The following is a 24,863-nucleotide window of genomic DNA, read 5'->3' as shown; positions in this document are numbered from 1 at the left end:
AAGGATGATGCGGCGGGTCTGCAGATCTCCAACCGTCTGACCTCCCAGGTAAACGGCCTGGACCAGGGCAACCGCAACGCCAACGATGGCATCTCGCTGGCGCAGACCGCTGAAGGGGCCATGGACGAAGTGACAGGTATGCTGCAACGCATGCGTACCTTGGCGCAACAATCTGCCAACGGCTCCAACTCCGCCAAAGATCGTGAAGCTCTGCAGAAGGAAGTGGATCAGCTGGGGGCGGAGATCAACCGTATCTCCAAAGACACCACCTTTGCCGGTACCAAATTGCTGGATGGCAACTACAGTGGCAGCTTCCAGGTTGGTGCGGATGCCAACCAAACCATCGGTTTCAGCCTCTCCCAGGCTGACGGTTTCAGCATCTCCGGCATTGCGGCTGCAGCCAACACGACGGTGGATGTAGGTACTGTCATTGGTACAGCCATCAACGTTACCGCCATCTTTGCTGCCGGTAGCTCTATCAGCATTAGCACTCAGAATGGTGCTCAACAGGTTCTGGCTGCTGCTGATGCCATGTTGGGAGTAGTGGACAGCAAGCGTGCAGAGCTGGGTGCGGTGCAGAACCGTCTGGACTCCACCATTCGTAACCAGGCCAATATCTCGGAAAACGTGAGCGCAGCACGTTCCCGTATCCGCGATGCAGACTTTGCGACAGAAACCGCCAACATGACCAAGCAGAACATTCTGCAACAGGCGGCTTCCAGCATCCTGGCCCAGGCCAACCAGCGTCCGCAGTCTGCACTGCAACTGCTGGGTTAAGCGGGCCGTAACGTCAACACCATTGATATGAGGAGCAGCAGATGGGCAATGAATCGATAGCCATGCCTTCTGTTTCTTCGACGCTAACTCAACATGGCGGCCCTCAGGCCGCCATGCCTGCTTCTTCATCCGTTGCGGGTGGACATGATGTGGCCGAACAGAAAGGCGTCGAGTCGGCAGCCAAGGCATCGCAGGAGCCACCGACACACATCAAGGCAGTCAAGCCGAGCATTGACAAGGCCTATATAGAAAAACAGGCCCAAGAATTGCAAGAACGCTTGGACAACTTGAGCAAGATGAAGGGATGGACAATCAACTTCAGTCTGGTTCCCGAGCTGGAGCAGCCGGTCATCAAGGTCATTGATGTGGATACCAAACAGGTTATCCGACAGATCCCGAGTGAAGAAATGCTCTTGATGAACAAGAGGTTGCAGGCCATGGAGCAGGCAGGGAACACCCTGCCAAGTCTCTCCGGGCTGTTGTTCGATGGCCAGGTGTGACCTGATATTTTAAGTCGATAGACAGGAGGATGTGATGGCAATTACTTCAGCAGGGGCGGGGTCTGGACTCGATCTTGAAAGTGTGATCTCGGCGAGTGTGGCAGCGAAAAAAGCCCAATTGCAACAGCCGATCATTACCAAGCAAAACAGTACCCAGATCTCCTTGTCCGGTATCGGTCAGCTGAAATCCTCCATCTCTGCCTTTACCGACATTCTTGATAAACTGAGTGCGCCAGGTGCGTTCAACAAACGTGCCATCAACATCACCCAGAGCAAAGATGACCCCATTTTGAAGGTGGAGAGCAAGTCTGGTGCTTCCAACGGTCAATACAACATCATCGTCAATAAGTTGGCGGAAACGAGCCGCCAGGAGGGGATCTTCGACAGTTCGACCACCCCTCTGGCGACTCAGGATGGGCAACTGACCTTCAAGGCGGGTGACAAGACGTTCAAGGTTGATGTGAAGGCTGGGGACACCCTGCAAGATATCCGTAAAAGCATCAACAGCAATGGCGATAATTTCGGTCTGAGTGTCAACATCGTAAACACGGCTGATGGCAAGGCCAAGCTGGTGATCGACTCCGGTATCTCGGGAGACGGCAAGGATTTGACCATCACCGGCGATAACGCCGAGCTAGGGGTTTTCGAAGCCGGTGGCGGTGTGATGAGCCAGACCCGGGCAGCCAGCAGTGCCGAGATTAACGTGGATGGCAACGTCCTCAAGAGTGATACAAACACCTTTGATGATTCCATTCAGGATCTCAAGGTGACGGTACTTCGCGTGTCGGATAAAGACAGTGCGGGGGATCTCAAGGCAAACAAGGTCGATATCACGACCGATAAGACCTCCATTCAGGAGCTTGTCCAGCAGTTCGTGGATGGTTACAACACTCTGCAAGACAAGATGAATTCCCTGGGCAAACGCAACACCTTCGTGGGTGGTGTGAAGCAGGACGATGGCGGTGCTCTGGCCGGGGATTCCACCACCCGAGCGATCGAGTCTTTCATGAGCAACCTGCTGGTCAGCCCTTCTCAGAACAGCGGTACTTATTCCACCGTCTTTGAGATTGGCATCAAGATGGACAACAAGGGAAAACTGTCCCTCGACAAGACGAAGTTCGGGGAAGCTGTCGACAAGAACTTCGATCAGGTGGTGGCCCTGTTTGGGGGAGAGAAGGGGCTGGCATCTACCTTGAATTCCGGCCTGAAAGAATATACCAAGAGCGGCGGCATGCTTGCGCAACGAGAAGATGTCCTGAATTCGGATTTGCGTGCGCTGACCCAAAAAACGTCGACGGCCAATGCCCAGTTGACGAAGTATGAAGCGGCATTGCGCGCCCAGTACGGCAGTCTGGATGCCTTGTTGGTCAAGATGAACAGTTCTGCTTCTGCATTGGCAACATTGCAGACGAGTTATCAGAAGTCTTGATAGATCGAGAGTGTTGAATTATGTACAAGCGCAATATCAAAGCATATACAGCGGGTAATTTGGCGGCCGATCTGGCCACTGCAGACCCTCACCGTGTCATCCAGTTGATGATGCAGGGCTGCCTGGAGCGACTGGCTCAAGCCAAGGGAGCCATTGAGCGCAATGACATGGAGGCCAAAGCCACTGCCGTCTCCAAGGCACAAGGATTGCTTCACGGGTTGCAGGATGCGCTGGACATGAGCCAGGGGCGCATGGCGGAGGATCTGTATGGGCTTTACGCCTATATGGATGAACGGGTATGGGATGCCAGTCTGAACCGGGATACGGCGCCTCTTGATGAAGTGATGACTCTAATGCTGACCATCAAGTCAGGCTGGGATCAACTGCCTGAATCCGAAAAACACCAGGGTTATCAGATGAGACAGCAGTTGGGTGAGCTGTGAGCTCCAGGCTTGCCGTGCTCGAAGAGGCACTGGACGAGAATGCCCGCCTCATGGAGACGCTGTTGCGGCAGCAGCAATATGATGATGCCTTGCAATGCATGGATGACAGGCTTGTCTTGATCGATAAGCTGGTCACGCTGGCCAGCGGCGATGCGGCAGAGCAACAGGCGGTAGCCGCTCTGGCCGTCAGATTGTCCGTTCAGGAAGAGGCCATGAAAAACCTGGCCGCCACTCATCATCATGCCATTTTCGAACAGTTGACCCTGTTCGGAAGAGCCAGCAAGGCCGGTCAGGCCTATCGTGTGAACAGCAAGGAGTTCTGATGTCGCTCAATGTCGATTCCGCCCTGATGCAAGCTGAGCAGGATGCACTGCGACTCCAGCAGCAGGCGGAACAGGAAGCCGCCATGGCAGTGGCGTTGCCGCTGAGATTTGAACAGAATATGGCGGCTTTCCGTCGATATATTCCCCATATCGCCGATACCTATGAGCGCTACCAACCCGCTCGCCCGTTCAGGTTTTTCTGCAACGAGAATGGTCAACCCAATCTTGAGTGGCTAGACGATGGCGTTGCCGTCTACGGCAACGAACCCTACCTCATCTGTGAGACCCTGGTCACCGAGTTCATGGAGAAAGGGGGCCTGTCCAAGTTCTCCTTCAGCCAGGAGGCGAATCCCCTTGGCTTTATGCATGTCGAGTATCTCAACAAGCTGAATGCTTACCTTGACGATATTTCTGAGACGGAGACCCAGCTCGAACATGTACCCAATGAGGTCCCCAGCGCCCTGGTGTTTGGCGTCGGCCTCGGGTACCACCTTGGCTATCTCTATGAAAGGTGCAAGATCGGCACTCTGTTCCTCTTCGAGCCGGATCTGGATCTCTTTTACGCCTCCTTGTACTGCTTCGACTGGGCACCTTTGCTCGATTACCTGCATCAGGAGAACCTGGGGATGCAGATCCTGCTGGGACAGGATGAAGAGAGCATCGTCAAGGATTTCGCCTCTGCCATTCACAGCCGTGGTTCCTTCCTGATTGCCAATGCATTCATCATGTGGGGCTATCAGAATGAAAAGATCAAGAAGCTGATCGAAAAGGTGCAGCAAGAATATTTCTTGCTGGTGATGGGGTGGGGGTTCTTTGACGACAATCTGATCGCCCTGTCTCACACCATCAACAACATCGAGCGCGGAGTCCCGTTCCTGCAAAAAGATCGACGGGTCTCGCCCCAGTATCAACGAACCCCTGTTTTCATCGTCGCCAATGGCCCGTCTCTGGATGATGCCATTGCTGTCATAGAACAGAACAAAGACAAAGCCATCATCATTTCGTGTGGCAGCGCCATTTCTGCCTTGCACAAAGTGGGCATCAAACCGGATATTCACGTCGAGACGGAAAGAACCAAGGTCGTTTATGATTTCCTGGTGAACCTGGATGATCCTGAATATCTGCGCGATGTGCTGTTCCTGAGTACCGATGTCATTCATCCTGACTGCGCGACGCTGTTCAATACCTCGGCACTCGCATTCAAACTCAGTGAACCTGGCGTTGTGCTTTATCGAAATTATTTCCCCGGTTTACAACCTTGTGCGGCCCTGGGGGGGGTGAACCCCCTGGTCGGCAACATCGGTGTCAGTGCTCCCATCCACCTTGGCTTCAAGCATCTTTATCTTTTCGGTCTGGACAATGGGTACAAGCATAAGGGGCATCACCATTCCCGGCTCAGCTCTTACTACAACAATGAAGAGAGTGCCGGAACCCTGGGTGAGATGATGTATGGCGACAGCCAATGGCGGCGAGAAGGGAATTTTGGCGGTATGGTCATCAGCAACGCCATGTTTGATACCTCCCGCCATGTCATGGAGCAAGCACTGGCGGCCAATCCCGATGTACAGTGTTTCAACTGTAGCGATGGCGCCAAAATAACCCATGCCAGAGCCTTGCCCAGCGTTGAAATCAGCTTCTCCCAGCGCGTTGACAAGACGGCGTTGCTGGGAGAGATCGCATCGTTGTGCGCCCCCATTCCGCTGTCCAAAGAAGACTTTTCTTCTCTGCTCGATGTCGAGTTCTTCAATATTTTCATCGACAAGATGATGGAGGAATGGCAGCAGCCGTTCGCGTCGCGCAACGAAGTGAACCAGTTGATGTTGCGCAACTTTGGTTACCTCGCCCAGATTGCAGCCACACGGCAGCAGCATATTACCCAGACCATGGTCGGCTCAATGAACTATGTGTTTACGCTGTTGAGCTCCATTCTCTATTCGTTCGAAGGTGAAGAGAAAACCCTGCAACTGATGAAGCCCGCCATCGCGTTGTGGCTGGAGTTCCTCGGGAAGGTGAAGGCGATGTATCCAAGAGCACTCGACAGTGTGGACATGATAGATAACGAAGTGATGGCATTGTTCAGAAAAAAAGCGGGTAGCAAGGTGTGAATCTCCCCCGGAAGGGGTTATACAAGCCATGAGCCTTGCACGAAGAAAAATACCGACCCAGAGGTCGGTATTTTTTATCTTTTTGGATAGGGGTTCTGCGCTGCGAGCAACCTTGCATCCTTTCGCAAGATTTGCACGGAGATTAAGGCATCCGGTTCCATTTCTGCGCTACCGTCGTGATGCTGTACATGTTCAAACAGACGGTGGTAACCCGGATGCCAACCAAACAGCTCCCCATAGTTCATCTTGTAGCTGAATAAATGGGCATGATGTTGATAGTCGTTGCGATAATGTCCGGCCGGCGGGTTGAAATCCAGTATGGTCATCAGGCCCCGATCGGCCAGTAGCGCATCACTGCCAGCGGCAATCTTGAACAAGTCTTGGGGATCGCACAGATAGAGGCAGAAGCCGAAGATGATGAGATCGACAGGTTCTATATCGGGCAGACTGTCGGCCGTTCCGACTGCAAGGTGCAACCCGGGATAGCGTGTGCTCCCGTCTTCAATGGCGCTGGCCGAAGGGTCCACCCCATAGCATCGGGCACCGTAGTGCTCGGCCAGCTGCGCTAGCCGCCAGCCATTGGCGCACCCTATCTCCAGAATCCTGGCAGGTTTGCAGCCCAGATACGCCAGCGCCTTGAAGATGGGATCATTTGCCAGAGATTTATCGAGGATGGCGGCCTTGTTGCGCTTATACCACTCATTCCCTTCGTGGTCCATGAAGACCTTCTTCTGATGCATATGCCCTTCCATTATTTAAAAACGTCGTTGTTTACCGGCGTGTTTGCCAATATAGGTTGAGTAACAGTTTTTCCTATCACATCAGGAAGATATTTGGGCGCCAATCCAAAGCCAGGACGTACACTGCGCACCGCATCTGCCGTGATGGTTTCTCCCACCTGCAGGTCTTTGACAAAATAGAGAGAGCGCCGAAATTTTACATTTCCCACTTCGCTGGATTTTCGGCTGTAATCCACTTGACCCAGTGCAGACCATGCTGTTCTGGCACTAATACATAGTTGCTTTAATTCTGTCGGCTCCAGCGAAAAACTATCGTCAGGACCACCGCCATTGCGATCCAGAGTAAAATGTTTCTCAATGACCGATGCTCCCAAGGCAACACTGGCAATAGCTGTTGTATTGTCGAGCGTATGATCGGATAACCCAGTCACTAATCCGAAGTGCTGCTGCATATCTAGCAAGGTGCGCAAGTTGTAATCTTCAGCCGGAGCAGGATAACCACTGACACAGTGAAGTATGGCTAATTCTTTGCAGCCACCACTTCTCGCCGCCTCAATCGCATTTTCAATTTCTTCCGCGTTTGCCATGCCCGTCGATATGATCATGGGTTTGCCTGTGCTTGCGACATAGCGGATCAATGGTAGGTCAATTGCTTCAAAAGAAGCAATCTTGTAGGCAGGCGCATTGAGCTCTTCTAGGAGATCTACCGCGGTGGTGTCAAAAGGAGAGCTGAAAATTGTAATACCGATTTTACGGGCATGCTGAAATAAGGGAGCATGCCATTCCCAAGGTAGCTGAGCCTCTTGGTAAAGTTGATAAAGACTCTTACCGCGCCAAAGCCCTTCATGGATTTGAAATTCTGGGGAATTGCTGTTAAGAGTAATGGTGTCTGCTGTATAAGTCTGTAATTTTATAGCGCTAGCACCAGCATGCTTAGCCTCTGTAATTAAGCGGAATGCATTATTTAGATTGCCATTATGGTTAGCAGACATTTCTGCTATCACATATGGAGGAAAATCAACACCAATGCCAACATCATTAATAAATATTCTTGGTTTCATATGCTATCTGCTCCTGAATGCTGTTATTCTTTCTAGTTGAGCAGTTCTATTGGATTCCCATTGGGTTTTTAAAATAGCCAGTCTATGAACGTTGATAAACTCTCCATTAGTAAAGCGCTGATCCTTAAAAACCCCCTCAGTTTCAAAGCCAAACTTGTGGTGTAAAGTAATTACAGGGCGATTAAACTCTAATACCTCACAGTATAGTTTGTGTAAGCCAAGCGTAATGAATGCTAGGTCGAGCATCAGAAACTCCATCTTAGCTCCAGATCCTCTCGGTGCTGAAGGTGCTGTGTAAAATGCCCAGGCTGAATTTTTATTACTCAAGTCTATATTGTTAAATGATGTTATGCCACATGGCTGCCCTTCGTATTCATACATATAATATCTTTGGTCTTGACGGAGTTTAGTTTTCTCCCACCAAGAATAATGCTCTTCACGCGAAATAATATGCTGAGTGTACATATTACTTCTTACTTTTTGCTCGTTACGCCAAGCGAGCATTATATCAAGTTCATTTTCTCTAACATTTCGTAATACACCAAGAGAATCCATGGCAAAATTCCCATTTAAGTAGATATTATTTTGTCTGAAACTAACCAGACTCCTAAACCATCTGTAATACTACTGGCACAACTTGTCATTGCAGTGCTAGTTCCTGGTGCTGTAATAAATTCATTAACCCAATGTGTAATGTTTTTTTCCATATTTCTTTCTTGCATACACACAGCCGCTCCAGCCGACATTAAATTGTGTGCTGCTTCTTGTTGGTTGTCTGCAATTATCATCATCAATGTAGGTAAACCGAGACAGCATCGCTCCCAAGATGTACTACCCGCAGCACCGATCGCCAAGTCACTACTCGCCATAAGTTGCGCCATATTGTTAGCATTAACCAGTACTTCGGTTGGCCAGTGTAGAGTTGCAGCGAGATCTTCAATCTGTGTTAGCCATGGGGCCTTTGGTCCCATTACTACAAGGATCCGACAATCGTCAGGCAAGGGGGCACAGCGTAATGCATTCAACACTTGGCTAGTTACATTAAGCTTGTCGACACCCCCCATAGTGATCAGAACCTGTTTTAACACCGGACGCTGGCGCCGCTTTAGAGAGTATTCTCGTAATTCAGCAAACTCTGGGCGAAGCAATGCATAGCGTGGGCCGATCAGGAGTTGGCAACCGGGTGGGACATGCTTTCGGTAGTCATCGAGCTGGCGGCCCAGATTCTGGTCGAGCAGCAGATCGCAATCGTGAGGACGATCCGCAAGGTCATCGATCACCATGATTCGACCGACATAATTACGGAGCCTGCTTTCCCAGTGGGCGTCGAGAGCGTAGTGGTCGACAATCAACCATGCTGGACACATCTCGGCCAGAATTACATGGGTTTGTGCAGCATCCAGCATCCTGCTGCATCCAAGCCAGCTCGCATGTGCAGGTGAGGATATGTCCACAGAGCCTTGTTCTGGCTCGGCGACTGTGTCAAGCAGATGGCAGTGGTGCCCACGGGTACGGATAAGCTCAGCCAGGTGTCCTGGATGCGCACGGCAGATAAACCAGCACTCAGCCCCTTTCTCACTCAATGCATCGGCTAGGGTCAGACAGCGCATTACATGGCCTGAACCGATCTCCAGCGATGCATCGGTACGAAAAACAATCCGCTGGCCGTCTAGCCTCATGCTATCCGATGCTGTGCGTTGAGTCTGCGGCATATCTGGTTGCACTCAGCGCACCTTGAATACCGGCTGGATAGGCTCGCCATCCAGAGCCTGATGGATGGCCTTGCTCGCGTCCAGACGGATAAGCTCCGGCAGGACTTCTGCATAGACGGCCAGCAGGGTTCGAATGTCCTCTTCACTATGGGCAAGGTTCAGGTTGTGGCTGCCAAGGCTAAGGATGCCACGCTTGCACAGCTCCTGCATTAAATAGCTCTTTAACTGCCAGCTTGTGTGGTTGGTTGAATCACCTGTCAGTAAGAAACACCAACTGGGGTGGCCGGCGCTTTGCAGCCAGCCTGGGGCATCCAGCTTTTGCAACAGGGCGTTGAGCCCATCGAGCAGTTGCTGGCCCCGCTCGGCCAGGCGAGTGGGCACGTCGAGCCGACGCATCTTGCCGATCACGGCGTTGGCCGCCGCCAGGGCGATGGCATCGCCGCCGAAGGTGCCGGAGAAGAAGATGTCCTCCATGCGGCGCATGTACTGGCGGCGGCCCACTACGGCGGAGATGGGGAAGCCGTTGGCCATCCCCTTGCCGAAGGCGGCCAGATCCGGGGTCACCCCGAACAGGGTCTGGGCGCCTCCTAAATGATTTCTAAAACCTGTGATAGTCTCGTCAAAGACCAGCAGGGCGCCGTGCTCGTCGCACAGCTGTCGCAGACCGGGCAGAAAGTCCGGGGCGGGCCAGGCGACGTTCATGGGCTCCAGGATCACGGCGGCAAACTCACCGGGGTGGGCTTCCAGCTGGGCCTTGAGGGAGGCCAGATCGTTGTAGTCGAAGCGATGGGTCAGCTCGCGTACGCACTCGGGCACCCCCAGGTGGCGGGTGGTGGAGCCTATGTACCAGTCCTGCCAGCCGTGGTAGCCGCAGACCGCGACCCGCTCTTGCCCTGTGACGGCGCGAGAGAGGCGGATGCAGGCGGAGGTGGCATCGGTGCCGTTCTTGCCAAAGCGCACCATCTCGGCGCAAGGGATGAGCTCGATCAGCTGTTCGGCGACCTCGGTCTCAAGACGGTGGGGCAGGGAGAAGATGGAGCCCAGGTTGAGCTGCTGCATCACGGCCTGGTTCACCTCCGGATCGCAGTAACCCAGGCTGATGGCGAGCAGGCCGCTGGCAAAGTCGAGATACTCGTTGCCATCCACGTCCCACACTCTGGCACCTTGGCCGCGCTCGATAAAGAGCGGGGCGGCGCCGTAGGGGAAGCAGAGGCGGCTCTTGGAGAAGGTCTGGGACCCTAAGGGAATGCTCTGCTCGGCCCGGGCTGAGAGGGTCAGTGAATGCTGATACCGTGAGGTCATGAGTGGTTCTCCTTGGCCAGCGATCGCGCCAGCCCCTCATTGCGTTGATGTTGAGTGTTCAGGGTTGCCAACTGCGGCTCACGAGCCAGCAGGACGAGAATGTCGTCGGTGGCAAAGGCTGGGTTTGACGGGTAAAGACGCTGATATATCTGCTCGATCAGGGTGAAGTCGGCGGGTTCGTCCACCGTCCAGCGCAGGTGGGCGAGGCTGGGGGTGCGACTCAATGTGCCAATCTTGAACGCATCCGCATGCTGGCGGATGTAGTAGGTCACATGCTCACGCTCGGTCAGGGTGTGCGCACGTTCGGCGAGCAAATCGAGGGTGGCGGCACTCAAGATCTCGGCATCCAGCCCATCCGGGTAGCTGGGCTCCCAACAGTTGCTGCTGTAGTCGTAGCCACCGTCCAGATGAAGCGCGACAAGCTCGTCGATAAGGGCCGGATCCGCGAGGGGGCAATCCCCGGTGAGCCTGACAATCTGGCTGGGCCCAAAGGGCTGGGCCGCGAGATGAAAACGCAGCAGCACATCGTCCAGCGGGCCACGGAAACAGGGCACGTCCAGCTTGGCGCAAAGCGCCGCGATGGCCTCATCCTCGCGCTGATCGCTGGTGGCGACCACCAGTTGATCCAGCCTGGCGGAACGTTTGAGCCGTTCTATCTGGCGGGCGAGCATGGGCTCGCCGAGCAGAGGCTTGAGCACCTTGCCAGGCAGTCGGCTGGAGTTGGCTCTGGCCTGCAGGATCCCGAGGATCATGATGTTCTCCACATGGCAGGGTTGATGAGGGCCGGCTCGTCGCAGGCGAGGGTTGCCAGTTCGGCGTCCTGAGCAGGATGCAGATGGTCATAGGCAGATGCAATCGCTGCCAGCTCGTGTGCGTGGCAGACGCCTACCACGAAGCGGCTCACCTGGGGCAGGGCCGGGATCAGGGCAAGCGCCTTGTGGAGGAGGGAGAGATGGGGCTGCCACCCATCCAGTCGCGAGAGCGGTTCGCTGAAGGCGTCAAAATAAGGGGGACGAAGGGTTGGCTGCATCAATAACAGGCCTTGCAGGAAGAGGGAGCGCACATGGATTTCACACCCCATGGCCTGCAACCGGTCGAACCAGCCTGCGCGCAAAAAACGCTGATCGAGCAGATTGGCGGGGAGCTGTACCAGCTCCAGGGGATAACCCTGCTCGAGCCAACGCGTCAGCTCCTCGGGGGTGTAGACAGAGACGCCCACCTTGCCCACCTTGCCCTGTCGCTGCAGCTCTGCCAGCCGCTCGAACAGGGCCGGACTGGCGTCCTGGCTGCGGTGCAGCAGCAAGCCCTCGACACTGGGGCGAGCCAGTCGTTGCAGGCTGGCCTCCAAAGAGGGGGTCAGATCTGCGGCATCGATATTGGGTGAGAGCTTGGTGATGACCTGAAAGTCGGCGGTGTTGCACATCCCGAGCCTCGCCTCGGCCTTGCCGTAGGCCTGGGCCGTGTCCAGGGTATTCACCCCCAGCTTGCGGGCCAGGGCCAGAATGGCGTCGAGCTCCTGATCCTGCACTTCGCCTGCGCGGTTGCTGATGCCGTAATCGAGCCCGAACTGGACCGTACCCAGTGCTAGGCGCATAGCACCGACTCCAGGGTCTGAACGACCTGATCCTGCTCGGCCAGGGAGAGGCCGGGGAACAGGGGGAGGCTGATGGCTTGTCGATAATAGGTCTGGGCACCGGGATAGTTGGCGGGGTCGTGGCCGAGATCACGGTAATAGGGCTGGGCCGGAATGGGCATGTAGTGCACGTTGACGCCGATACCGGCGTCTCTCAGGCGGGCAAACACCTCATCCCGGTCTTGCACCCGGATCACATAGAGGTGGTAGCCACTGAGTCTGTCATGCCCCTGGTGCAAGGGCTCGACCGGCAGTCGGGTCAGTAGCTCGTCGTAGCGGGCAGCCAACAACCGGCGCCTGTCAATGAACTGCGGCAGGCGGGCGAGCTGGCTGCTTCCCAGCGCCGCCTGGATGTCGGTCAGGCGATAGTTGAAGCCGAGTACCTGCTGCTCGTAGTACCAGCCCCCCGGAGTGTCGACGGTCAACTGCGCCGGATCCCGGGTGATGCCATGGCTGCGATAGAGACGAAGCCTCGCGGCCAGCTCGGCACTGCGAGTCGTGACGGCGCCCCCTTCCCCGGTCGTGATGGGCTTGACCGGATGGAAGCTGAAGACGGTCATGTCGCTGTGGGCACAACTGCCGATGGGCTCTCCCTGATAACAGGCTCCCAGGGCATGGCAGGCATCTTCGATGAGGGACACGCCATATTCTCGGCACAGGGCGCCTATCTCGGCGAGATCGCAGGGCTGGCCCGCGAGATGCACGGCGACCAGGGCTTTCGGCTGACGAGCGCTGCCCTGAACCTGTTGCAGCTTCTCGCGCAGCGCCGTCACGCAGAGGTTGCCGGTTGCGGAGTCCACGTCGACGAAATCCACCTGGGCGCCGCAATAGCGGGCACAGTTGGCGGAGGCGACGAAACTGATGGCGGATACCCAGACCCAATCCTGTTCGCCCAGCGCCAGCGCGGCGCAGGCAAGGTGCAGGGCCGTGGTGCCGTTGCTGCAGGCGATCACGTGGGGAGCCTGGCAGTAGTCGGCCAATCCCTGTTCGAAGGCGGGGACCGCCTCACCCTGGGTGAGGTAGTCCGACTTCAGCACGGCGACGACGGCTTCGATATCTTCATCTGTGATGGATTGGCGTCCATAGGGGATCATTCGGCGAGCACCTGCTGATTCATGACTTTCAATTCCTCTATCGACAGGAAGTGGCGATTATTGAGGGAATTGTATTCAAAGCCGTGCTCGACCCGCACCGCGGTGTCACCCAGGGCATTGACGGCGAAGTCATTGTTTCGGCTGGTGAAGGTGATGCTGGGAGCGATGACGTAATAGTCGTCAAATTCATAGGTGTGGTAGGAGTCGTCAGCCGGACACATCACCTCGTGCAACTTCTCGCCCGGACGGATGCCGATGATCTCCTGGGGCAAGTCCGGCGCCATGGCGCTGGCGAGATCCGTGATGCGTACCGACGGGATCTTCGGAACGAACACTTCCCCCCCTTTCATGCGGGCAAAGTTGGTCAGCACGAACTCGACCCCCTGTTGCAGGGTGAGCCAGAAACGGGTCATCTCGGCATGGGTAATGGGCAAGCTGCTGACCCCTTCCTTGATCAGGCGATCGAAGAAGGGCACCACAGAGCCCCGGGAGCCGACCACGTTGCCATAACGTACCACGGAGAAAATGGTGGGGTGCTTGCCCGCCATATTATTGGCGGCGACGAACAGCTTGTCGGAGCAGAGTTTGGTGGCGCCATACAGGTTGACCGGATTGGCCGCCTTGTCGGTGGAGAGGGCGATCACCTTCTCGACCCCGTTGTTGAGGGCCGCCTTGATGACGTTTTCCGCACCATGGATGTTGGTCTTGATGCACTCCATGGGGTTGTATTCGGCGGCAGGCACCTGCTTGAGGGCGGCGGCATGCACCACGAAGTCCACGCCGTGCATGGCCATGTCCAGGCGCTCGGCATCCCGTACGTCACCGATGAAATAGCGCATGCAGGGGTGATTGAAACGCTGCTGCATCTCGAACTGCTTGAGTTCATCACGGGAGTAGACGATCAATCGGCTCGGCGTGTAGAGGGAGAGGACAGCCTCGATGAACTTCTTGCCAAAGGAGCCGGTTCCCCCGGTGATCAGGATCGTTTTGCCGTTGAACATGTCATGGTCCCGTTATGAAGTGAGTGTCTGTTAGATTCAAAAGCATATTTTATGCCATAACCCACGATATGGGAGACAGCATCGCCGTGATGCAGGCGCCATCAAAGAGTTGGCGTGCTGGCCCCGGCGATCGCCTCGCATATCTGCTCCACCGCGTTGAGGGCGCGGGGGGTGAAGCGGTGCAGTTCATCGGCGTTGATGAGGGCGAGCCGCTGGTGTTTGACGGCGTCCAGCATGGGCCACTGCCGCCAGTGATCCAGCACGGAAGGATCCCGGCCGCCAGCCAGGATAAGCCCGGGATTGGCTTTGATCACCTGCTCCAGCCCGACCTGGGGGTAGGCTGCTCCCGCCGTCGCCATGATGTTGCGTCCGCCGCAGAGGGTGATGGCCTGCCCCGGCCAGGTCGAATTATTGACGCTGGTGAGCGGCGGGTACCAGAGCTGATAGAAGACAGACAGGGGCTTGGGCTCGCCGTAGCGCGCAGCCAGGACGTCGAGCCGGGTCAGATAGGCGCGGGCTTGCTCGTCGGCTCTGGGCGTGAGCCCGAGCAGGTGCCCCAGGCTGCGCATCTCGGTGGCCAGGGAGGCAAAGTCGGTGGGCTCCGAGTAAAAGACGGGGATGCCGAGGCGCTCGACCGGGCCCAGCATGCGGGCCTGGGCGGAGCGCCAGGCCACTACCAGATCCGGCTTCTGGGCCAGCAGCGCCTCGAGGTTGATGCTGCGATAGTTGGCCACCCTGGGGAGGTTGGCCACCTCGGCGGGGTAATCGGAGGCATCGTCGGTGGCGACCACGCGATCCCCGGCGCCGATATCGAACAGCAGTTCCGTCAGATGGGGAGTGAGGCTCACGATGCGCTGCGGCGGGGTGGCCATGGCGCACAGTGAGGTGCCCAGCAGGCAGACAAACAGGCCCAGGGCACGAAGGGAAACGCGATTAGCCATGATTGAGCGCCATCCATGTCAGGAGCAGCGAGAGCCCGAGCCAGCCCCAGCCGGTCAGTTGCAGACGCTGCAGCAGGCGCAGGGGCAGGTTGGCATCGGGTTCGCTCCCTTCATCAAATACCGGAAAGCGCACCAGCTGGCCCTGATAGTAGCGGGGGCCGCCGAGTCGGCGGCCCGTCGCCCGGGCCAGCAGCGCGAGCAGGACCCCCATGGCGGGATGGGGCCAATGCAGCGCAGGTCGCACTCTGTTGCCCAGTCCGCGCACCTGGGTCAGGCACAGGGGGAGCGCCAGCAACAGGATGGCGGGGGCGCAGAAACCCTGATAGAGCGCCGCAGCCGGGTGGCCGAAGTGGACGAACGCGCTTTGCTTGGGGTTCCACGCCAGATGGGTCAACTGGGCGAGCCGCACCAGCAGGGCACCCTGTACCCCGGCCAGGGCGAAGCCCAGCAGGGGGGCGGCCCACTGACCCACGATGCGCAGTACGCAGGTCTCGCTCACCGCCTTGTTCAACCCCATCACCGAGAGCTTGCCGGTTTCCCGCTTGAGCCAGGGGGCGACCTGCAGCCTCGCTACGACCAGCGTCTCCTGGGTCGCCAGGGCGCAGCTCCCCCGGGCGAGTTCCCGCAAGGGGCGGGATTCGAGCATCAGCAGCAGGAACAGTAGGTCGAACAGGGGCTCGGACAGGGAGAGATTGCGCACCGCCCAGAGACCGGCAGCGCAGGGCACCCAGACCACCAGCAGGGCAAGGAGCCCGGCCTGGCTCTGCTGGCGTGTCGTGCCGTCGGGGCGATAGACCTTCTGGCCGAGGCGGGTGAGCAGAGGCACGGCTGCGCCGGGTCGAAAGCGTGCGGGCCAGGGCAGCAGGGCCTCCAGCAGGGCGGCCCCCACCATGATGGCCGCCGTCGTGGAGGCGAGGGCGGTCATCAGGGCATCCCAGGAGGGGGCGTCGATCACAGCTTGCCGAGCAGCGCGATGATCACTTCGGCGGAATGTTGACCCGCCACCTCGATGAAGGCATCGAAGGATTCCACCTGCTCCTTGCCGGCGATGTCCGACATGGCCCGTACCACCAGATAGGGCACCTTGAACATGTGGCACACCTGGCCGATGGCGGCTCCTTCCATCTCCACCGCCAGCATCTGCGGGAAGTCGGCACGGGCTTTCGCGATGGCGTCCGGCTTGCACATGAACTGATCGCCGGTGCAGATGAGCCCGACCTTGGTCTGGTGCTTGCCTTGCTCGGCAATGCAGGCCTGTGCCAGGGCAATGAGTTTTTCGTCGCAGGGGAAGGCGGCGGGCTGCTGGGCCATCTGGCCCATTTCGTAACCGAAGGCGGTCACGTCCACGTCGTGGAAGCGCATCTCGCTCGCGATGACCACGTCACCGATGTGCAGATCCTGGGCGAAGCCGCCGGCGGAACCGGTGTTGATGACGCAATCGGGAGCGAACTTCTCCAGCAGCAGGCTGGTGGCGACGCTGGCGGCGACCTTGCCGATGCCGGAGCGAGTCAGGATCACCTCTTTACCGGCCAGCTTGCCCTGATAGAACTCGCAGCCGCCCAGTTGCAGGGTGGTGGGCTCGCTCAGCTGGCTGCGCAGCAGGGCCACTTCCTGCTCCATGGCGCCGATAATACCTACTTTCATCATCTACCTCGTCTCGATGGCCGCTGGGCCGAAAAAGTTGGCGTGGATGATAGCAAAACTTGGCGGTGGCGCCGAGCATTGCGATGGCGCGGATGGGGGGTCAGGGGTAGCGTCTGGCCAGGGCGGCCAGTTCACCACTGTCTGCGAGCCGTTGCAGGGTGTTGGCGAACAGGGTCAGGCGCTCGGGGGCACTGTGGCGATGGAACAGGATGTAGAAGGGAGTCTCTTCCATCACGGTGGGGAGGATGCGGATCTTGTCGGCCAGCCCCTGTTCGCGCAAGTCGGACTCAAACCCCGGGGAGCGGTAGTAGACGAAACGGCCGCGCTTCATCAACAACTTCTCGTAGTTGGCCTGGTTGCTGATCCCGCCGCTGTCGATGATGAGGCCGCCGATGTCCTGGAGCCGGGCGATGGCGCCGCTGCCATGGTTGATGAGGATGATGCCCCCCTGGCCGAGGGCCCTGACATCCTGCCAGCTGCGTATCTCGACGGGATCGTCACGGCGCACCGCCAGGTGGTAGCGCACCGTGAAGATGGCGGGGGTCAGGACGATGAAGTGATCCCGCCTGGCCGGGCTCTCTCCCACGCCGCAGATGAAGTCCAGCTGGCCGTGCTGCACCTTCTTTTCCAGCCGTCGCAGCGGCAGGAAGCGCTGATCTCCCTCAATGCGAAGGGCAGGCTCCCTTGCTTCCATGAGCCGGAAGAGATCGACGCAGATCCCGCCGACATGCCCGTCGGGGAGCGTCACGTACTTGGGGGACGACGCCTGCTGCGCGGCGGTATGAAAGACCTCGGTGGCGCCAATGGCCCTGGCGGTGAGGACAAGCAGACACAGCAGCAGGATTATCCTGAGGGTCATCCGGGCAGGCTTCCGATGGGATTCAGGCGCCGTACATCAACCAGTCAAAGGGCGCCGGGGGCTCAACATTAGGCGATTTCCCCCTCTTATTTCAAGGGGGGCGCGCTGTCGTCACCGGGAGCACGGGGCTTGAGGGGGGTGATCAGCCGAGCGCGGTGTCGAGGGTCATCATCAGAGCGAAGCCCGCCATCAGGCCCAGGGTGGCGTGGGTCTGGTGGCCGTTGCGATGGTTTTCCGGGATCACCTCGTGGGAGACCACGGGTTGCATGGGGCATCGGCGTCTCACCCCAGGGCTGTATCCAGTGTCATCATCAGGGCGAAGCCCGCCATGAGACCCAGGGTGGCGTGGGTCTGGTGGCCGTTGCGATGGGTTTCCGGGATCACCTCGTGGGAGACAACAAACAGCATGGCACCAGCCGCGAGCCCGAGGCCGATGGGGTAGGCGATGGCCATGCCGCTGGCGAGTCCGACCCCGAGCAGGGCGCCGAGCGGTTCCAGCAGGCCGCTGCCGATGGCAACCAGCACGGCCACCGGCGGGCGAAAACCGGCTGCGCACATGGCCAGCGCTACAGCCAGTCCTTCGGGAATGTCCTGCAGGGCAATGGCGGTCGTGAGGGGCAGTCCCACCGTCATGTCCCCCTGGGAGAAGCTGACCCCGATGGCCATGCCTTCGGGCAGGTTGTGCAGGGCGATGGCGAAGACGAACAGCCAGACCCGTGAGCAGCTCTCATGGCCGGGACCACAGGGGCCGGTCTTGTCGTGTTCGTGAGGGGTGAATTGATCCAGTCCCAGCATCAGCAGCACCCCGAGGGTCATACCGGCCACCACCACGGCGGCGGCGAGGAAGCCGTCACCCGTGATCCCCTCGGCGGCCTCGAGCCCCGGCAGCAGCAGGGAGAAGGCGCTCGCCGCCAGCATCATGCCGGCGGCGAACCCCAGCATGGCATCTTCCACCCGTTGGGGAACGGCGCGCAGGAACAGGGCAGGCAGGGCGCCCAGCGCCGTGGCGGCAAAACCCGCAGCGCCGCCAATGAGGCCATAGCGTACCCCGGCCGTGATCTCTCCTGCTGCCAGCATGACGAGACTCTGCACCAGGAGCAGCAGCACGGCGACCAGGGCGAGCAGCAGCCCCAGGGCGATGAGGGGGCGATCTGCTATCTGCTCGCGCAGTTGGACAGACCAGGAAGGGGAGAGGGTCGATACGTTGTCCATGGGGCCTCTGAAGACAGGAATGGGGAGAGACGAGCGGCCATTACATAACCTGGCCCCTGCTTTGTCCATGACGACGGACCGATTGTGGCAATCGGCTCAAGTTTTGCGTCGAGCTGGTCGCTCCTGTGCTGGCAGCCTCGTGGCGGGCACAAGGCCCGGCGTGGGGCGAGCGGGAAGCAAGGGATCCCCTCTCTTCGCTCCCATCGTCATTTCCCGTCAGGAGTCTCGGGTCACCGCTTACACGGATGTGATCATTGTGTCACTGCACATCTGCAGTCGAGGATCACCAGCCAACATGTCTTACAAGCATCTCTCCATCGGCAAGAAGATTGCCGCCGTCTTTGCGGTCATTGCCGTCATCAACGCCGTCTTCGGCCTGTTTCTCGCCACCGAACTGCGGGACATTCGGGATCGGGTATTGAACTTCACCGACTCCACCCTGCCAAGCGTGCTCTCGGTGGACAACCTGCTCTATGACGTCTCCTATGTGCGCCGTGCCCAGTTTGCCCTGCTGATGGTGGAAGATGCCGTCGACAGGCAGGTTCGCCGCGCCCGCATCCAGGAGAGCCTGGGCAAGGTGCAGCAGGTCATGGATGCCTACGAGGCAACCGTGGGGGCCGAGCATGAACGCCAGGCCTTCAACCGCGTCAAGCAGCAGTGGCTGCAATATCTGGGGGCCGTCAACCAGGTGGATGCCCTGTTGTTCCAGGGCAGCAGGGATGAGGCCAGGGAGGCGCTGTTTCGCTCGAACGGACTCTACACCAAGCTGGAGCTGGCGGTGCGTGCCCTGGTGAAGGTGAATCTTGGCTTTGTGGAAGAGAACCGTGGCAGTCTGCTTGGCAGCGTCACCATGGTGATGACCTTTGCCGTGGTGAGCATCGCGACCCTGCTGATCTTCATGGGGGTCATGACCTGGTTCCTCACCCGCCAGATCTGTCTGCCCCTGCAAGCCGTGGTGGCCCAGGCCAATGCCATCGCCCTGGGGGATCTGACCCATCGGCTGGATCGCCAGCACATCGGGCAGGACGAACTGGGGATGCTGGCCAGCGCCTCCCTCAAGATGCAGGACAACCTGCGTGGGCTCATCGAGGAGGTGGCCGCCGCCGTGACCCAGCTGGGGGCCGCCATCGAGGAGGTGAGCGCGGTCTCCGAGCAATCATCCCAGGGGATCCAGAGCCAGCAGCAGGAGATAGCCCAGGTCGCCACCGCCATGGCCCAGATGAAGGCGACGGTAGCGGATGTGGCGGGCAACACCGAGGTGGCCTCGGAGTCGGCAAGCTCCGCCAATGCCCTGGCTCGTCGCGGCAGTCAGGATGTGCAGGGGGCACTGGATGCCATCACCCGGGTGGCCGGTGAGATGGAGCAGGCGGGCAACCTGGTGAGTGAACTGGAGAAAGAGTCCGCCCAGATCAACCTGGTGGTGGATGTCATTCGCGGCATTGCCGACCAGACCAACCTGCTGGCACTCAATGCCGCCATCGAGGCGGCCCGTGCCGGTGAGCAGGGGCGCGGCTTTGCGGTAGTGGCCGACGAGGTGCGCACCCTGGCGGGGCGTACCCAGGCCTCCACCGGCGAAATCGTCGCCATCATCGAGACCCTGCAGGCCCGTGCCAACCGGGCGAAGTCGGTGACCGGCCAGAGTTGCGAGATGATCCGCCAGTGCGTGAGCCAGAGCGAACGCACCAGCGCGGGCATTCGTCAGATTGAAGAGGCGGTGGCCCAGATAGCCGACATGGCGATCCAGATTGCCAGTGCCTGTGGCGAGCAGGATGCGGTCTCCGATGAGCTGGGCCGCAACGTGGCGCGCATCAACGACTCCTCCAACGAGGTCGCGACCGGCGCGGATCACACCGCCAAAGCCTGTCTGGAGCTTAGCCAGCTGGCGGCGGGTCTGCGCCAGAGCATGGGGCGCTTCCGCCTGGCCTGACGGTGGCCGCAGCCAATGAAAACGGGGCCCTGGGCCCCGTTGTTTTTCTCACCGCCAGGCGGCGTGGGCTCAGGCGCCCAGGCCGGTACCGGCGTCTTTCTTGGCAATCAGCTCAATCTTGTAGCCGTCCGGGTCTTCCACGAAGGCGATGACGGTGGTGCCGCCCTTCACCGGGCCCGGTTCGCGGGTGATCTTGGCGCCGGCGGCGCGCAGCGCCTCGCAGGTGGCATAGATGTCGTCCGCTTCCAGGGCGATGTGACCATAGGCGGAACCGAGCTCGTATTCGCTCACGCCCCAGTTGTAGGTGAGCTCGATGACGGCTTCATCCTTCTCGTCGCCGTAGCCGACGAAGGCCAGGGTGTACTTGTATTCGCTGTTCTCGCTCTTGCGCAGCAGTGTCATGCCCAGCACTCGGGTGTAGAAGTCGATGGAACGTTGCAGATCGCCGACGCGCAACATGGTATGCAGAATTCTCATTGCTCAATTCTCCGGGTTGGTGGATTGGTACTGCCTTGAATCCATGGCCCGAGACCGGATCCGCAGAGGCCTGCAGATCAACTCTCGGGATAGACCTTCTCTTTGTATTCGCACAAATCTTCGATGATGCAGGAGCCGCAGCGGGGCTTGCGGGCGAGACAGGTGTAACGCCCGTGCAGGATGAGCCAGTGATGCACGTCCAGCTTGAACTCGGCGGGGACCACCTTGAGCAGCTTCTCCTCCACCTGATCGACGTTCTTGCCCACTGCAAAGCCGGTGCGGTTGGAGACCCGGAAGATATGGGTGTCGACGGCGATGGTGGGCCAGCCGAAGGCGGTGTTGAGCACCACGTTGGCCGTCTTGCGGCCGACGCCGGGCAGGGCCTCGAGGGCCTCGCGATTCTCCGGCACCTCGCCGCCGTGGCGCTCCAGCAGAATGGCGCAGGTCTTGATGACGTTCTCGGCCTTGGTGTTGAACAGGCCGATGGTCTTGATGTACTCCTTGACCCCGTCCACCCCCAGATCCAGCATGGCCTGGGGGGTGTTGGCCACCGGATAGAGCTTGTCGGTGGCCTTGTTGACGCTCACGTCGGTGGCCTGGGCCGAAAGCAGCACGGCGATGAGCAGCTCGAAGGGCGTGGTGAAGTTGAGCTCTGTGGTGGGATGGGGGTTGTCATCGCGCAACCGCTCCAGGATCAGCCTGCGTTTCTGGTTGTTCATGGCTCTCTCTTGTCTCAGAGCTGGGTAGTGCGGGCGCCCGCCGCCGGCACGGTGCAGTGGGCCTTCTCGGCACTCTGCTTGCGGCCCATCCAGTCGTTGATGGCGTTTTTGCCGGCGATCATCAAACCGAGGCCGATGAAGCCGCCGGGGGGCAGGATCGCCAGCAGCAGGCTGGCGTCGGCGTGGAACAGCTCGACGCGCAATGACTTGGCCCAGTCACCCAGCAGCAGCTCGGCACCGTCAAACAGGGTGCCCATGCCGATGATCTCGCGAAGGCCCCCCAGTACCAGCAGCACCAGGGTAAAGCCCAGCCCCATCATGAAGCCGTCGAGGGCGGCAAGCAGGGGCGGGTTCTTGGAGGCATAGGCTTCGGCACGGCCGATGATGACGCAGTTGGTGACGATGAGGGCGATGAAGATGCCGAGCGCCTGATAGAGGCCGTAGGTGTAGGCGTTCATCAACAGCTGCACGCTGGTCACCAGGGCCGCGATGATCATCACGTAGACCGGGATGCGGATATCCTTGGGCACCCAGTTGCGCACCAGTGAGACGGCGAGGTTGGAGCAGACCAGTACCACCATGGTGGCAAGGCCGAGCCCCAGCGCATTGGTAAAGGTGGAGGAGACCGCCAGGGTGGGGCAGAGCCCCAGCACCTGCACCAGGGAGGGGTTGTTCTTCCACAGTCCCTGCAGCATCAGCTCCTTGAGCTCTTCGCGGCGGCCACTTTCCCCGGCGGGTTGGCTGGCCGTGTCAATCACGTCGACTTGTTCCATAGCGTGTGCTCCGGCGTTAGGGGTTGGTATGGCAGGAGGGGGCATCGTGCAGCAGTTCGGGGTGCTCCTGTTGCAGCCTCAGCAAATTTTTCACCGCCTTGACCACGGCCCGCGGGGTGATGGTGGCTCCGGTGAAGGCGTCGAATTCGCCGCCATCCTTCTTCACCGCCCAGGTGGTGTCGTTGTCGGCCGTGAGGGACTTGCCGATGAAGCTTTCGATCCAGCTGGATTTCTTCAGCTCTATCTTGTCACCAAGCCCCGGGGTTTCCTTGTGGGCCAGCACCCTGACCGCGCTGACGGCCCCCTTGGCATCGGTGCCGACCACCATGCGAATGGCTCCACTGTAACCATCGGGGGCCACGGTTTCCAGCGCGTAGCCGGTATGCACCCCCTTGAGGGTGGCGGTATAGAGGGGCATGGGCTCATCGCTGCCCAGGTATTCCCGGCTGCTGACCAGCTTGCAACTGGCCACCAGATCGTTGTCATAACTCCCCTCGGGCAGCAGGGCCTGCAGGGTGCGCAGCTTCTCCAGCTCTTGCTGGTGGGCGATGCGATCCCGGGTCAGTTCGTTGGTCAGCACCACCATGGCGGTGCAGCCGAGGGCAAAGAGGGCCAGGGTCAGGCCATTCTTGCGCATGCTTTTCAACATGGGAGGCTCCCTGTCTCGCGTCTGCGGCAATTCAGATGGGGGTTCATTTGCGACGGGCTCCATAGACCTTGGGGCGGGTCAGACTGTCAATCAGGGGAACGCACAGGTTGGCCAGCAACACGGCGAAGGCGAAGGCATCCGGATAGCCGCCAAAACGGCGGATGACATAGACCAGCACGCCGATGAGCACACCGTAGACGAGGCGCCCCTTTGCGGTGGTGCTGGCACTCACCGGATCGGTGGCGATGAAGAAGGCCCCGAGCATGGTGGCACCGCTGAACAGGTGCAGCATGGGGGTGGCGGTGGCATCCGGGGTAGCCAGATAGCCCAGGGTGGCAGCGAGCAGCAATGCGCCCAGCACGGCAGTCGGAATGCGCCAGTTGATCACTTTCTGCTGGAGCAGGAAGAGGCCTCCCAGCAGGTAGCCGAGGTTGACCCAGCTCCAGCCGATGCCACCCCAGCCCTCGAAGACCTTGTGGGTCATCACTTCGGTGGCGGTCAGCCCCTGGGTCAGCCCGGTCTTTAAGGTATCCAGCGGCGTGGCCATGGTCAGGCCATCCACCCCCTGCTTGAGCTGCAGCATGCTGTAGCCGTCGAGGCTGAAGCCGGTGAAGATCACCGAGGCCGCATCGGCGAAGCCGATGTCGTAGGCGGCGATGCTGGAGGGGGGCAGCCAGCTGGTCATCTGGACCGGGAAGGAGACCAGCAGCAGCACATAGGCCACCATGGCAGGATTGAACAGGTTCTGACCGAGCCCGCCATAGAGATGCTTGGCGATGATGATGGCGAACGCCGTGCCCAGCACCAGCATCCACCAGGGCAGCAAGGGGGGCAGGGAGAGACCGATGAGCACGGCGGTGAGCGCCGCGCTGCCATCCAGCAGGGCCGGTTTGACGGGGCGGCCGCGCAGGCGAAGGACCAGGGCCTCCGAACCCAGGGCCGTGACCAGCGCCAGCAGGATCTGGATCAGGGTCCCCCAGCCGAAGAACCAGGTCTGCGCCAGGAAGCCGGGCAGGCAGGCCAGGATCACCAGCACCATCAGGGTCTGGGTCTGTTTGCGGTTGTGGGCAAAAGGCGCACTCGCGATATTGAACATGGATCAGTGGCTCTTGTCGGTCGAAGGGGAGGAGGCAGCCTCGGCCGCCAGCTTCTTGGCTTTGGCCCGGGCGATGGCGGCGGCGATGGCCGCCTTCTTGGGGTCCACCTCGGCGGCGGGTCCGGATGCGGCGGCCGGGGCCTCAACGGCGTTATCGCTTGTGTTCACGGATGTCTCACCCGCGACCACCGGCGCCTGGGCGGCCTTCTTGGCCTTGGCCCGGGCGATGGCGGCGGCAATGGCCGCCTTCTTGGGATCCACTTCTGCGGCGGGTTCGGATGCGGCGGCCGAGGCCTCAACGGCGTGTTCGGTTGTGTTCACGGATGTCTCCCCCGCGACCACAGGCCCATCACCTTGCGCCTGAGCAGCCTTCTTGGCCTTGGCCCGGGCGATGGCGGCGGCAATGGCCGCCTTCTTGGGGTCCACCTCTGCGGCGGGTTCGGATG

At 59.4% G+C, this 24,863-nt stretch carries 26 protein-coding genes and 2 pseudogenes; 7 read left to right on the top strand and 21 right to left on the bottom strand.

Annotation, left to right across the window (positions count from 1 at the left end; all coding sequences use genetic code 11):
* From AB5Y47_RS01115 to AB5Y47_RS01090, 6 genes are all read left to right on the top strand, one after another.
* The coding region (locus tag AB5Y47_RS01115; protein ID WP_368219621.1) for a flagellin at positions 1–777 on the top strand (777 nt) is incomplete at its 5' end.
* A gap of 41 nt (positions 778–818) precedes the next feature.
* Positions 819–1,277, top strand: a complete 459-nt coding sequence (locus AB5Y47_RS01110; RefSeq protein WP_225315744.1) for a flagellar protein FlaG — start codon at positions 819–821, stop codon at positions 1,275–1,277.
* 31 nt (positions 1,278–1,308) lie between these two features.
* Positions 1,309–2,706, top strand: a complete 1,398-nt coding sequence (gene fliD / locus AB5Y47_RS01105) for a flagellar filament capping protein FliD (protein WP_162183356.1) — start codon at positions 1,309–1,311, stop codon at positions 2,704–2,706.
* 20 nt (positions 2,707–2,726) lie between these two features.
* Entirely contained in the window at positions 2,727–3,149 is a 423-nt protein-coding gene (fliS, locus tag AB5Y47_RS01100; RefSeq protein WP_042015966.1) for a flagellar export chaperone FliS, read from the top strand.
* Between the two features lie 50 nt (positions 3,150–3,199).
* Positions 3,200–3,472 (top strand): hypothetical protein, encoded by a 273-nt coding sequence (locus AB5Y47_RS01095; RefSeq protein ID WP_151027608.1) that lies wholly within the window; start codon positions 3,200–3,202, stop codon positions 3,470–3,472.
* A complete protein-coding gene (locus AB5Y47_RS01090; protein ID WP_151027609.1) occupies positions 3,472–5,577 on the top strand; it encodes a 6-hydroxymethylpterin diphosphokinase MptE-like protein in 2,106 nt (701 codons plus the stop codon). The genes AB5Y47_RS01095 and AB5Y47_RS01090 overlap by 1 nt, the downstream gene beginning before the upstream one ends.
* A gap of 74 nt (positions 5,578–5,651) precedes the next feature.
* Here the strand turns inward: AB5Y47_RS01090 and AB5Y47_RS01085 are convergent, their stop codons facing one another.
* The 15 genes and pseudogenes from AB5Y47_RS01085 to AB5Y47_RS01015 form a co-directional block, all read right to left on the bottom strand.
* Positions 5,652–6,317 carry a class I SAM-dependent methyltransferase gene (locus AB5Y47_RS01085; RefSeq protein WP_323579727.1) on the bottom strand — a complete coding sequence of 222 codons (666 nt, stop codon included), beginning with the start codon at positions 6,315–6,317 and terminating at the stop codon, positions 5,652–5,654.
* Positions 6,318–6,328: 11 nt separating this feature from the next.
* Positions 6,329–7,378 carry a pseudaminic acid synthase gene (gene pseI / locus AB5Y47_RS01080; protein WP_323579729.1) on the bottom strand — a complete coding sequence of 350 codons (1,050 nt, stop codon included), beginning with the start codon at positions 7,376–7,378 and terminating at the stop codon, positions 6,329–6,331.
* Between the two features lie 3 nt (positions 7,379–7,381).
* Complete coding sequence (gene pseH, locus AB5Y47_RS01075) at positions 7,382–7,933, bottom strand: UDP-4-amino-4,6-dideoxy-N-acetyl-beta-L-altrosamine N-acetyltransferase (protein ID WP_113070439.1); 552 nt, start codon at positions 7,931–7,933, stop codon at positions 7,382–7,384.
* A gap of 14 nt (positions 7,934–7,947) precedes the next feature.
* Positions 7,948–9,057 (bottom strand): UDP-2,4-diacetamido-2,4,6-trideoxy-beta-L-altropyranose hydrolase, encoded by a 1,110-nt coding sequence (gene pseG, locus AB5Y47_RS01070; protein ID WP_323579732.1) that lies wholly within the window; start codon positions 9,055–9,057, stop codon positions 7,948–7,950.
* A 45-nt stretch (positions 9,058–9,102) separates the two neighbouring features.
* Positions 9,103–10,392: an aminotransferase class III-fold pyridoxal phosphate-dependent enzyme gene (locus tag AB5Y47_RS01065; RefSeq protein ID WP_323579734.1), complete on the bottom strand. Its 1,290-nt coding sequence runs from the start codon at positions 10,390–10,392 to the stop codon at positions 9,103–9,105.
* Complete coding sequence (locus AB5Y47_RS01060) at positions 10,389–11,144, bottom strand: glycosyltransferase family protein (RefSeq protein WP_323579735.1); 756 nt, start codon at positions 11,142–11,144, stop codon at positions 10,389–10,391. Before AB5Y47_RS01060 ends, AB5Y47_RS01065 begins: the two co-directional genes overlap by 4 nt.
* Positions 11,141–11,986, bottom strand: a complete 846-nt coding sequence (locus tag AB5Y47_RS01055; RefSeq protein WP_323579736.1) for an aldo/keto reductase — start codon at positions 11,984–11,986, stop codon at positions 11,141–11,143. Before AB5Y47_RS01055 ends, AB5Y47_RS01060 begins: the two co-directional genes overlap by 4 nt.
* Positions 11,977–13,119: a UDP-4-amino-4,6-dideoxy-N-acetyl-beta-L-altrosamine transaminase gene (gene pseC, locus AB5Y47_RS01050; protein ID WP_323579737.1), complete on the bottom strand. Its 1,143-nt coding sequence runs from the start codon at positions 13,117–13,119 to the stop codon at positions 11,977–11,979. Before pseC ends, AB5Y47_RS01055 begins: the two co-directional genes overlap by 10 nt.
* Entirely contained in the window at positions 13,116–14,120 is a 1,005-nt protein-coding gene (gene pseB / locus AB5Y47_RS01045; protein ID WP_202042712.1) for a UDP-N-acetylglucosamine 4,6-dehydratase (inverting), read from the bottom strand. Before pseB ends, pseC begins: the two co-directional genes overlap by 4 nt.
* A gap of 101 nt (positions 14,121–14,221) precedes the next feature.
* Positions 14,222–14,992, bottom strand: coding sequence for a cobalamin-binding protein (locus AB5Y47_RS01040; protein ID WP_368219622.1), 771 nt, complete (start codon positions 14,990–14,992; stop codon positions 14,222–14,224).
* Between the two features lie 61 nt (positions 14,993–15,053).
* Entirely contained in the window at positions 15,054–15,986 is a 933-nt protein-coding gene (locus AB5Y47_RS01035; protein ID WP_368219617.1) for a cobalamin biosynthesis protein, read from the bottom strand.
* 26 nt (positions 15,987–16,012) lie between these two features.
* Positions 16,013–16,705 carry a 5'-methylthioadenosine/S-adenosylhomocysteine nucleosidase gene (gene mtnN, locus AB5Y47_RS01030; protein WP_010674306.1) on the bottom strand — a complete coding sequence of 231 codons (693 nt, stop codon included), beginning with the start codon at positions 16,703–16,705 and terminating at the stop codon, positions 16,013–16,015.
* Positions 16,706–16,805: 100 nt separating this feature from the next.
* The gene (locus AB5Y47_RS01025) at positions 16,806–17,564 is read right to left on the bottom strand and encodes an ABC transporter substrate-binding protein (RefSeq protein ID WP_041215436.1); all 759 of its coding nucleotides are present in this window, start codon (positions 17,562–17,564) and stop codon (positions 16,806–16,808) included.
* Between the two features lie 142 nt (positions 17,565–17,706).
* Positions 17,707–17,823 (bottom strand): annotated as a pseudogene (locus tag AB5Y47_RS01020) (ZIP family metal transporter); the annotation flags it as partial.
* A gap of 23 nt (positions 17,824–17,846) precedes the next feature.
* Positions 17,847–18,776 carry a ZIP family metal transporter gene (locus AB5Y47_RS01015; RefSeq protein ID WP_041212823.1) on the bottom strand — a complete coding sequence of 310 codons (930 nt, stop codon included), beginning with the start codon at positions 18,774–18,776 and terminating at the stop codon, positions 17,847–17,849.
* 295 nt (positions 18,777–19,071) lie between these two features.
* On the opposite strand from AB5Y47_RS01015, the gene AB5Y47_RS01010 reads away from it, so the two are divergent.
* Positions 19,072–20,703, top strand: coding sequence for a methyl-accepting chemotaxis protein (locus AB5Y47_RS01010; protein WP_368219615.1), 1,632 nt, complete (start codon positions 19,072–19,074; stop codon positions 20,701–20,703).
* A gap of 69 nt (positions 20,704–20,772) precedes the next feature.
* Here AB5Y47_RS01010 and gloA read toward each other — a convergent pair whose 3' ends face one another.
* From gloA to AB5Y47_RS00980, 6 genes and pseudogenes are all read right to left on the bottom strand, one after another.
* Positions 20,773–21,180 (bottom strand): lactoylglutathione lyase, encoded by a 408-nt coding sequence (gene gloA, locus AB5Y47_RS01005; protein ID WP_010674310.1) that lies wholly within the window; start codon positions 21,178–21,180, stop codon positions 20,773–20,775.
* A gap of 77 nt (positions 21,181–21,257) precedes the next feature.
* Positions 21,258–21,899: an endonuclease III gene (gene nth, locus AB5Y47_RS01000; protein WP_005302279.1), complete on the bottom strand. Its 642-nt coding sequence runs from the start codon at positions 21,897–21,899 to the stop codon at positions 21,258–21,260.
* A 14-nt stretch (positions 21,900–21,913) separates the two neighbouring features.
* Positions 21,914–22,672 carry an electron transport complex subunit E gene (locus tag AB5Y47_RS00995; RefSeq protein WP_010674312.1) on the bottom strand — a complete coding sequence of 253 codons (759 nt, stop codon included), beginning with the start codon at positions 22,670–22,672 and terminating at the stop codon, positions 21,914–21,916.
* A gap of 16 nt (positions 22,673–22,688) precedes the next feature.
* On the bottom strand, positions 22,689–23,321 hold the full coding sequence (gene rsxG, locus AB5Y47_RS00990) for an electron transport complex subunit RsxG (protein WP_221366390.1): 633 nt from the start codon (positions 23,319–23,321) through the stop codon (positions 22,689–22,691).
* A gap of 43 nt (positions 23,322–23,364) precedes the next feature.
* Entirely contained in the window at positions 23,365–24,417 is a 1,053-nt protein-coding gene (rsxD, locus tag AB5Y47_RS00985; RefSeq protein ID WP_010674314.1) for an electron transport complex subunit RsxD, read from the bottom strand.
* 3 nt (positions 24,418–24,420) lie between these two features.
* Positions 24,421–24,863: pseudogene (locus AB5Y47_RS00980) on the bottom strand (electron transport complex subunit RsxC); the annotation flags it as partial.

Origin of the sequence: Aeromonas sp. R7-2 (genome assembly GCF_040908105.1) — a bacterium.
Classification (GTDB): domain Bacteria; phylum Pseudomonadota; class Gammaproteobacteria; order Enterobacterales; family Aeromonadaceae; genus Aeromonas; species Aeromonas caviae.
This window is presented reverse-complemented; position numbering and strand designations above follow the sequence as displayed.

Coding starts and splice junctions, on each gene's coding strand:
- pseB (WP_202042712.1), bottom strand. CDS start 14,120: ATGTTCAACGGCAAAACGATCCTGATCACCGGGGGAACCGGCTCCTTT.
- pseC (WP_323579737.1), bottom strand. CDS start 13,119: ATGATCCCCTATGGACGCCAATCCATCACAGATGAAGATATCGAAGCC.
- rsxG (WP_221366390.1), bottom strand. CDS start 23,321: ATGTTGAAAAGCATGCGCAAGAATGGCCTGACCCTGGCCCTCTTTGCC.
- mtnN (WP_010674306.1), bottom strand. CDS start 16,705: ATGAAAGTAGGTATTATCGGCGCCATGGAGCAGGAAGTGGCCCTGCTG.
- AB5Y47_RS01110 (WP_225315744.1), top strand. CDS start 819: ATGGGCAATGAATCGATAGCCATGCCTTCTGTTTCTTCGACGCTAACT.
- AB5Y47_RS01085 (WP_323579727.1), bottom strand. CDS start 6,317: ATGCATCAGAAGAAGGTCTTCATGGACCACGAAGGGAATGAGTGGTAT.
- AB5Y47_RS01015 (WP_041212823.1), bottom strand. CDS start 18,776: ATGGACAACGTATCGACCCTCTCCCCTTCCTGGTCTGTCCAACTGCGC.
- AB5Y47_RS01095 (WP_151027608.1), top strand. CDS start 3,200: ATGGAGACGCTGTTGCGGCAGCAGCAATATGATGATGCCTTGCAATGC.
- AB5Y47_RS01035 (WP_368219617.1), bottom strand. CDS start 15,986: ATGACCGCCCTCGCCTCCACGACGGCGGCCATCATGGTGGGGGCCGCC.
- pseG (WP_323579732.1), bottom strand. CDS start 9,057: ATGAGGCTAGACGGCCAGCGGATTGTTTTTCGTACCGATGCATCGCTG.
- AB5Y47_RS01060 (WP_323579735.1), bottom strand. CDS start 11,144: ATGATCCTCGGGATCCTGCAGGCCAGAGCCAACTCCAGCCGACTGCCT.
- pseH (WP_113070439.1), bottom strand. CDS start 7,933: ATGGATTCTCTTGGTGTATTACGAAATGTTAGAGAAAATGAACTTGAT.
- AB5Y47_RS01010 (WP_368219615.1), top strand. CDS start 19,072: ATGTCTTACAAGCATCTCTCCATCGGCAAGAAGATTGCCGCCGTCTTT.
- fliS (WP_042015966.1), top strand. CDS start 2,727: ATGTACAAGCGCAATATCAAAGCATATACAGCGGGTAATTTGGCGGCC.
- AB5Y47_RS01055 (WP_323579736.1), bottom strand. CDS start 11,986: ATGCGCCTAGCACTGGGTACGGTCCAGTTCGGGCTCGATTACGGCATC.
- nth (WP_005302279.1), bottom strand. CDS start 21,899: ATGAACAACCAGAAACGCAGGCTGATCCTGGAGCGGTTGCGCGATGAC.
- AB5Y47_RS01025 (WP_041215436.1), bottom strand. CDS start 17,564: ATGACCCTCAGGATAATCCTGCTGCTGTGTCTGCTTGTCCTCACCGCC.
- AB5Y47_RS01090 (WP_151027609.1), top strand. CDS start 3,472: ATGTCGCTCAATGTCGATTCCGCCCTGATGCAAGCTGAGCAGGATGCA.
- AB5Y47_RS00995 (WP_010674312.1), bottom strand. CDS start 22,672: ATGGAACAAGTCGACGTGATTGACACGGCCAGCCAACCCGCCGGGGAA.
- AB5Y47_RS01065 (WP_323579734.1), bottom strand. CDS start 10,392: ATGACCTCACGGTATCAGCATTCACTGACCCTCTCAGCCCGGGCCGAG.
- AB5Y47_RS01040 (WP_368219622.1), bottom strand. CDS start 14,992: ATGGCCACCCCGCCGCAGCGCATCGTGAGCCTCACTCCCCATCTGACG.
- gloA (WP_010674310.1), bottom strand. CDS start 21,180: ATGAGAATTCTGCATACCATGTTGCGCGTCGGCGATCTGCAACGTTCC.
- rsxD (WP_010674314.1), bottom strand. CDS start 24,417: ATGTTCAATATCGCGAGTGCGCCTTTTGCCCACAACCGCAAACAGACC.
- pseI (WP_323579729.1), bottom strand. CDS start 7,378: ATGAAACCAAGAATATTTATTAATGATGTTGGCATTGGTGTTGATTTT.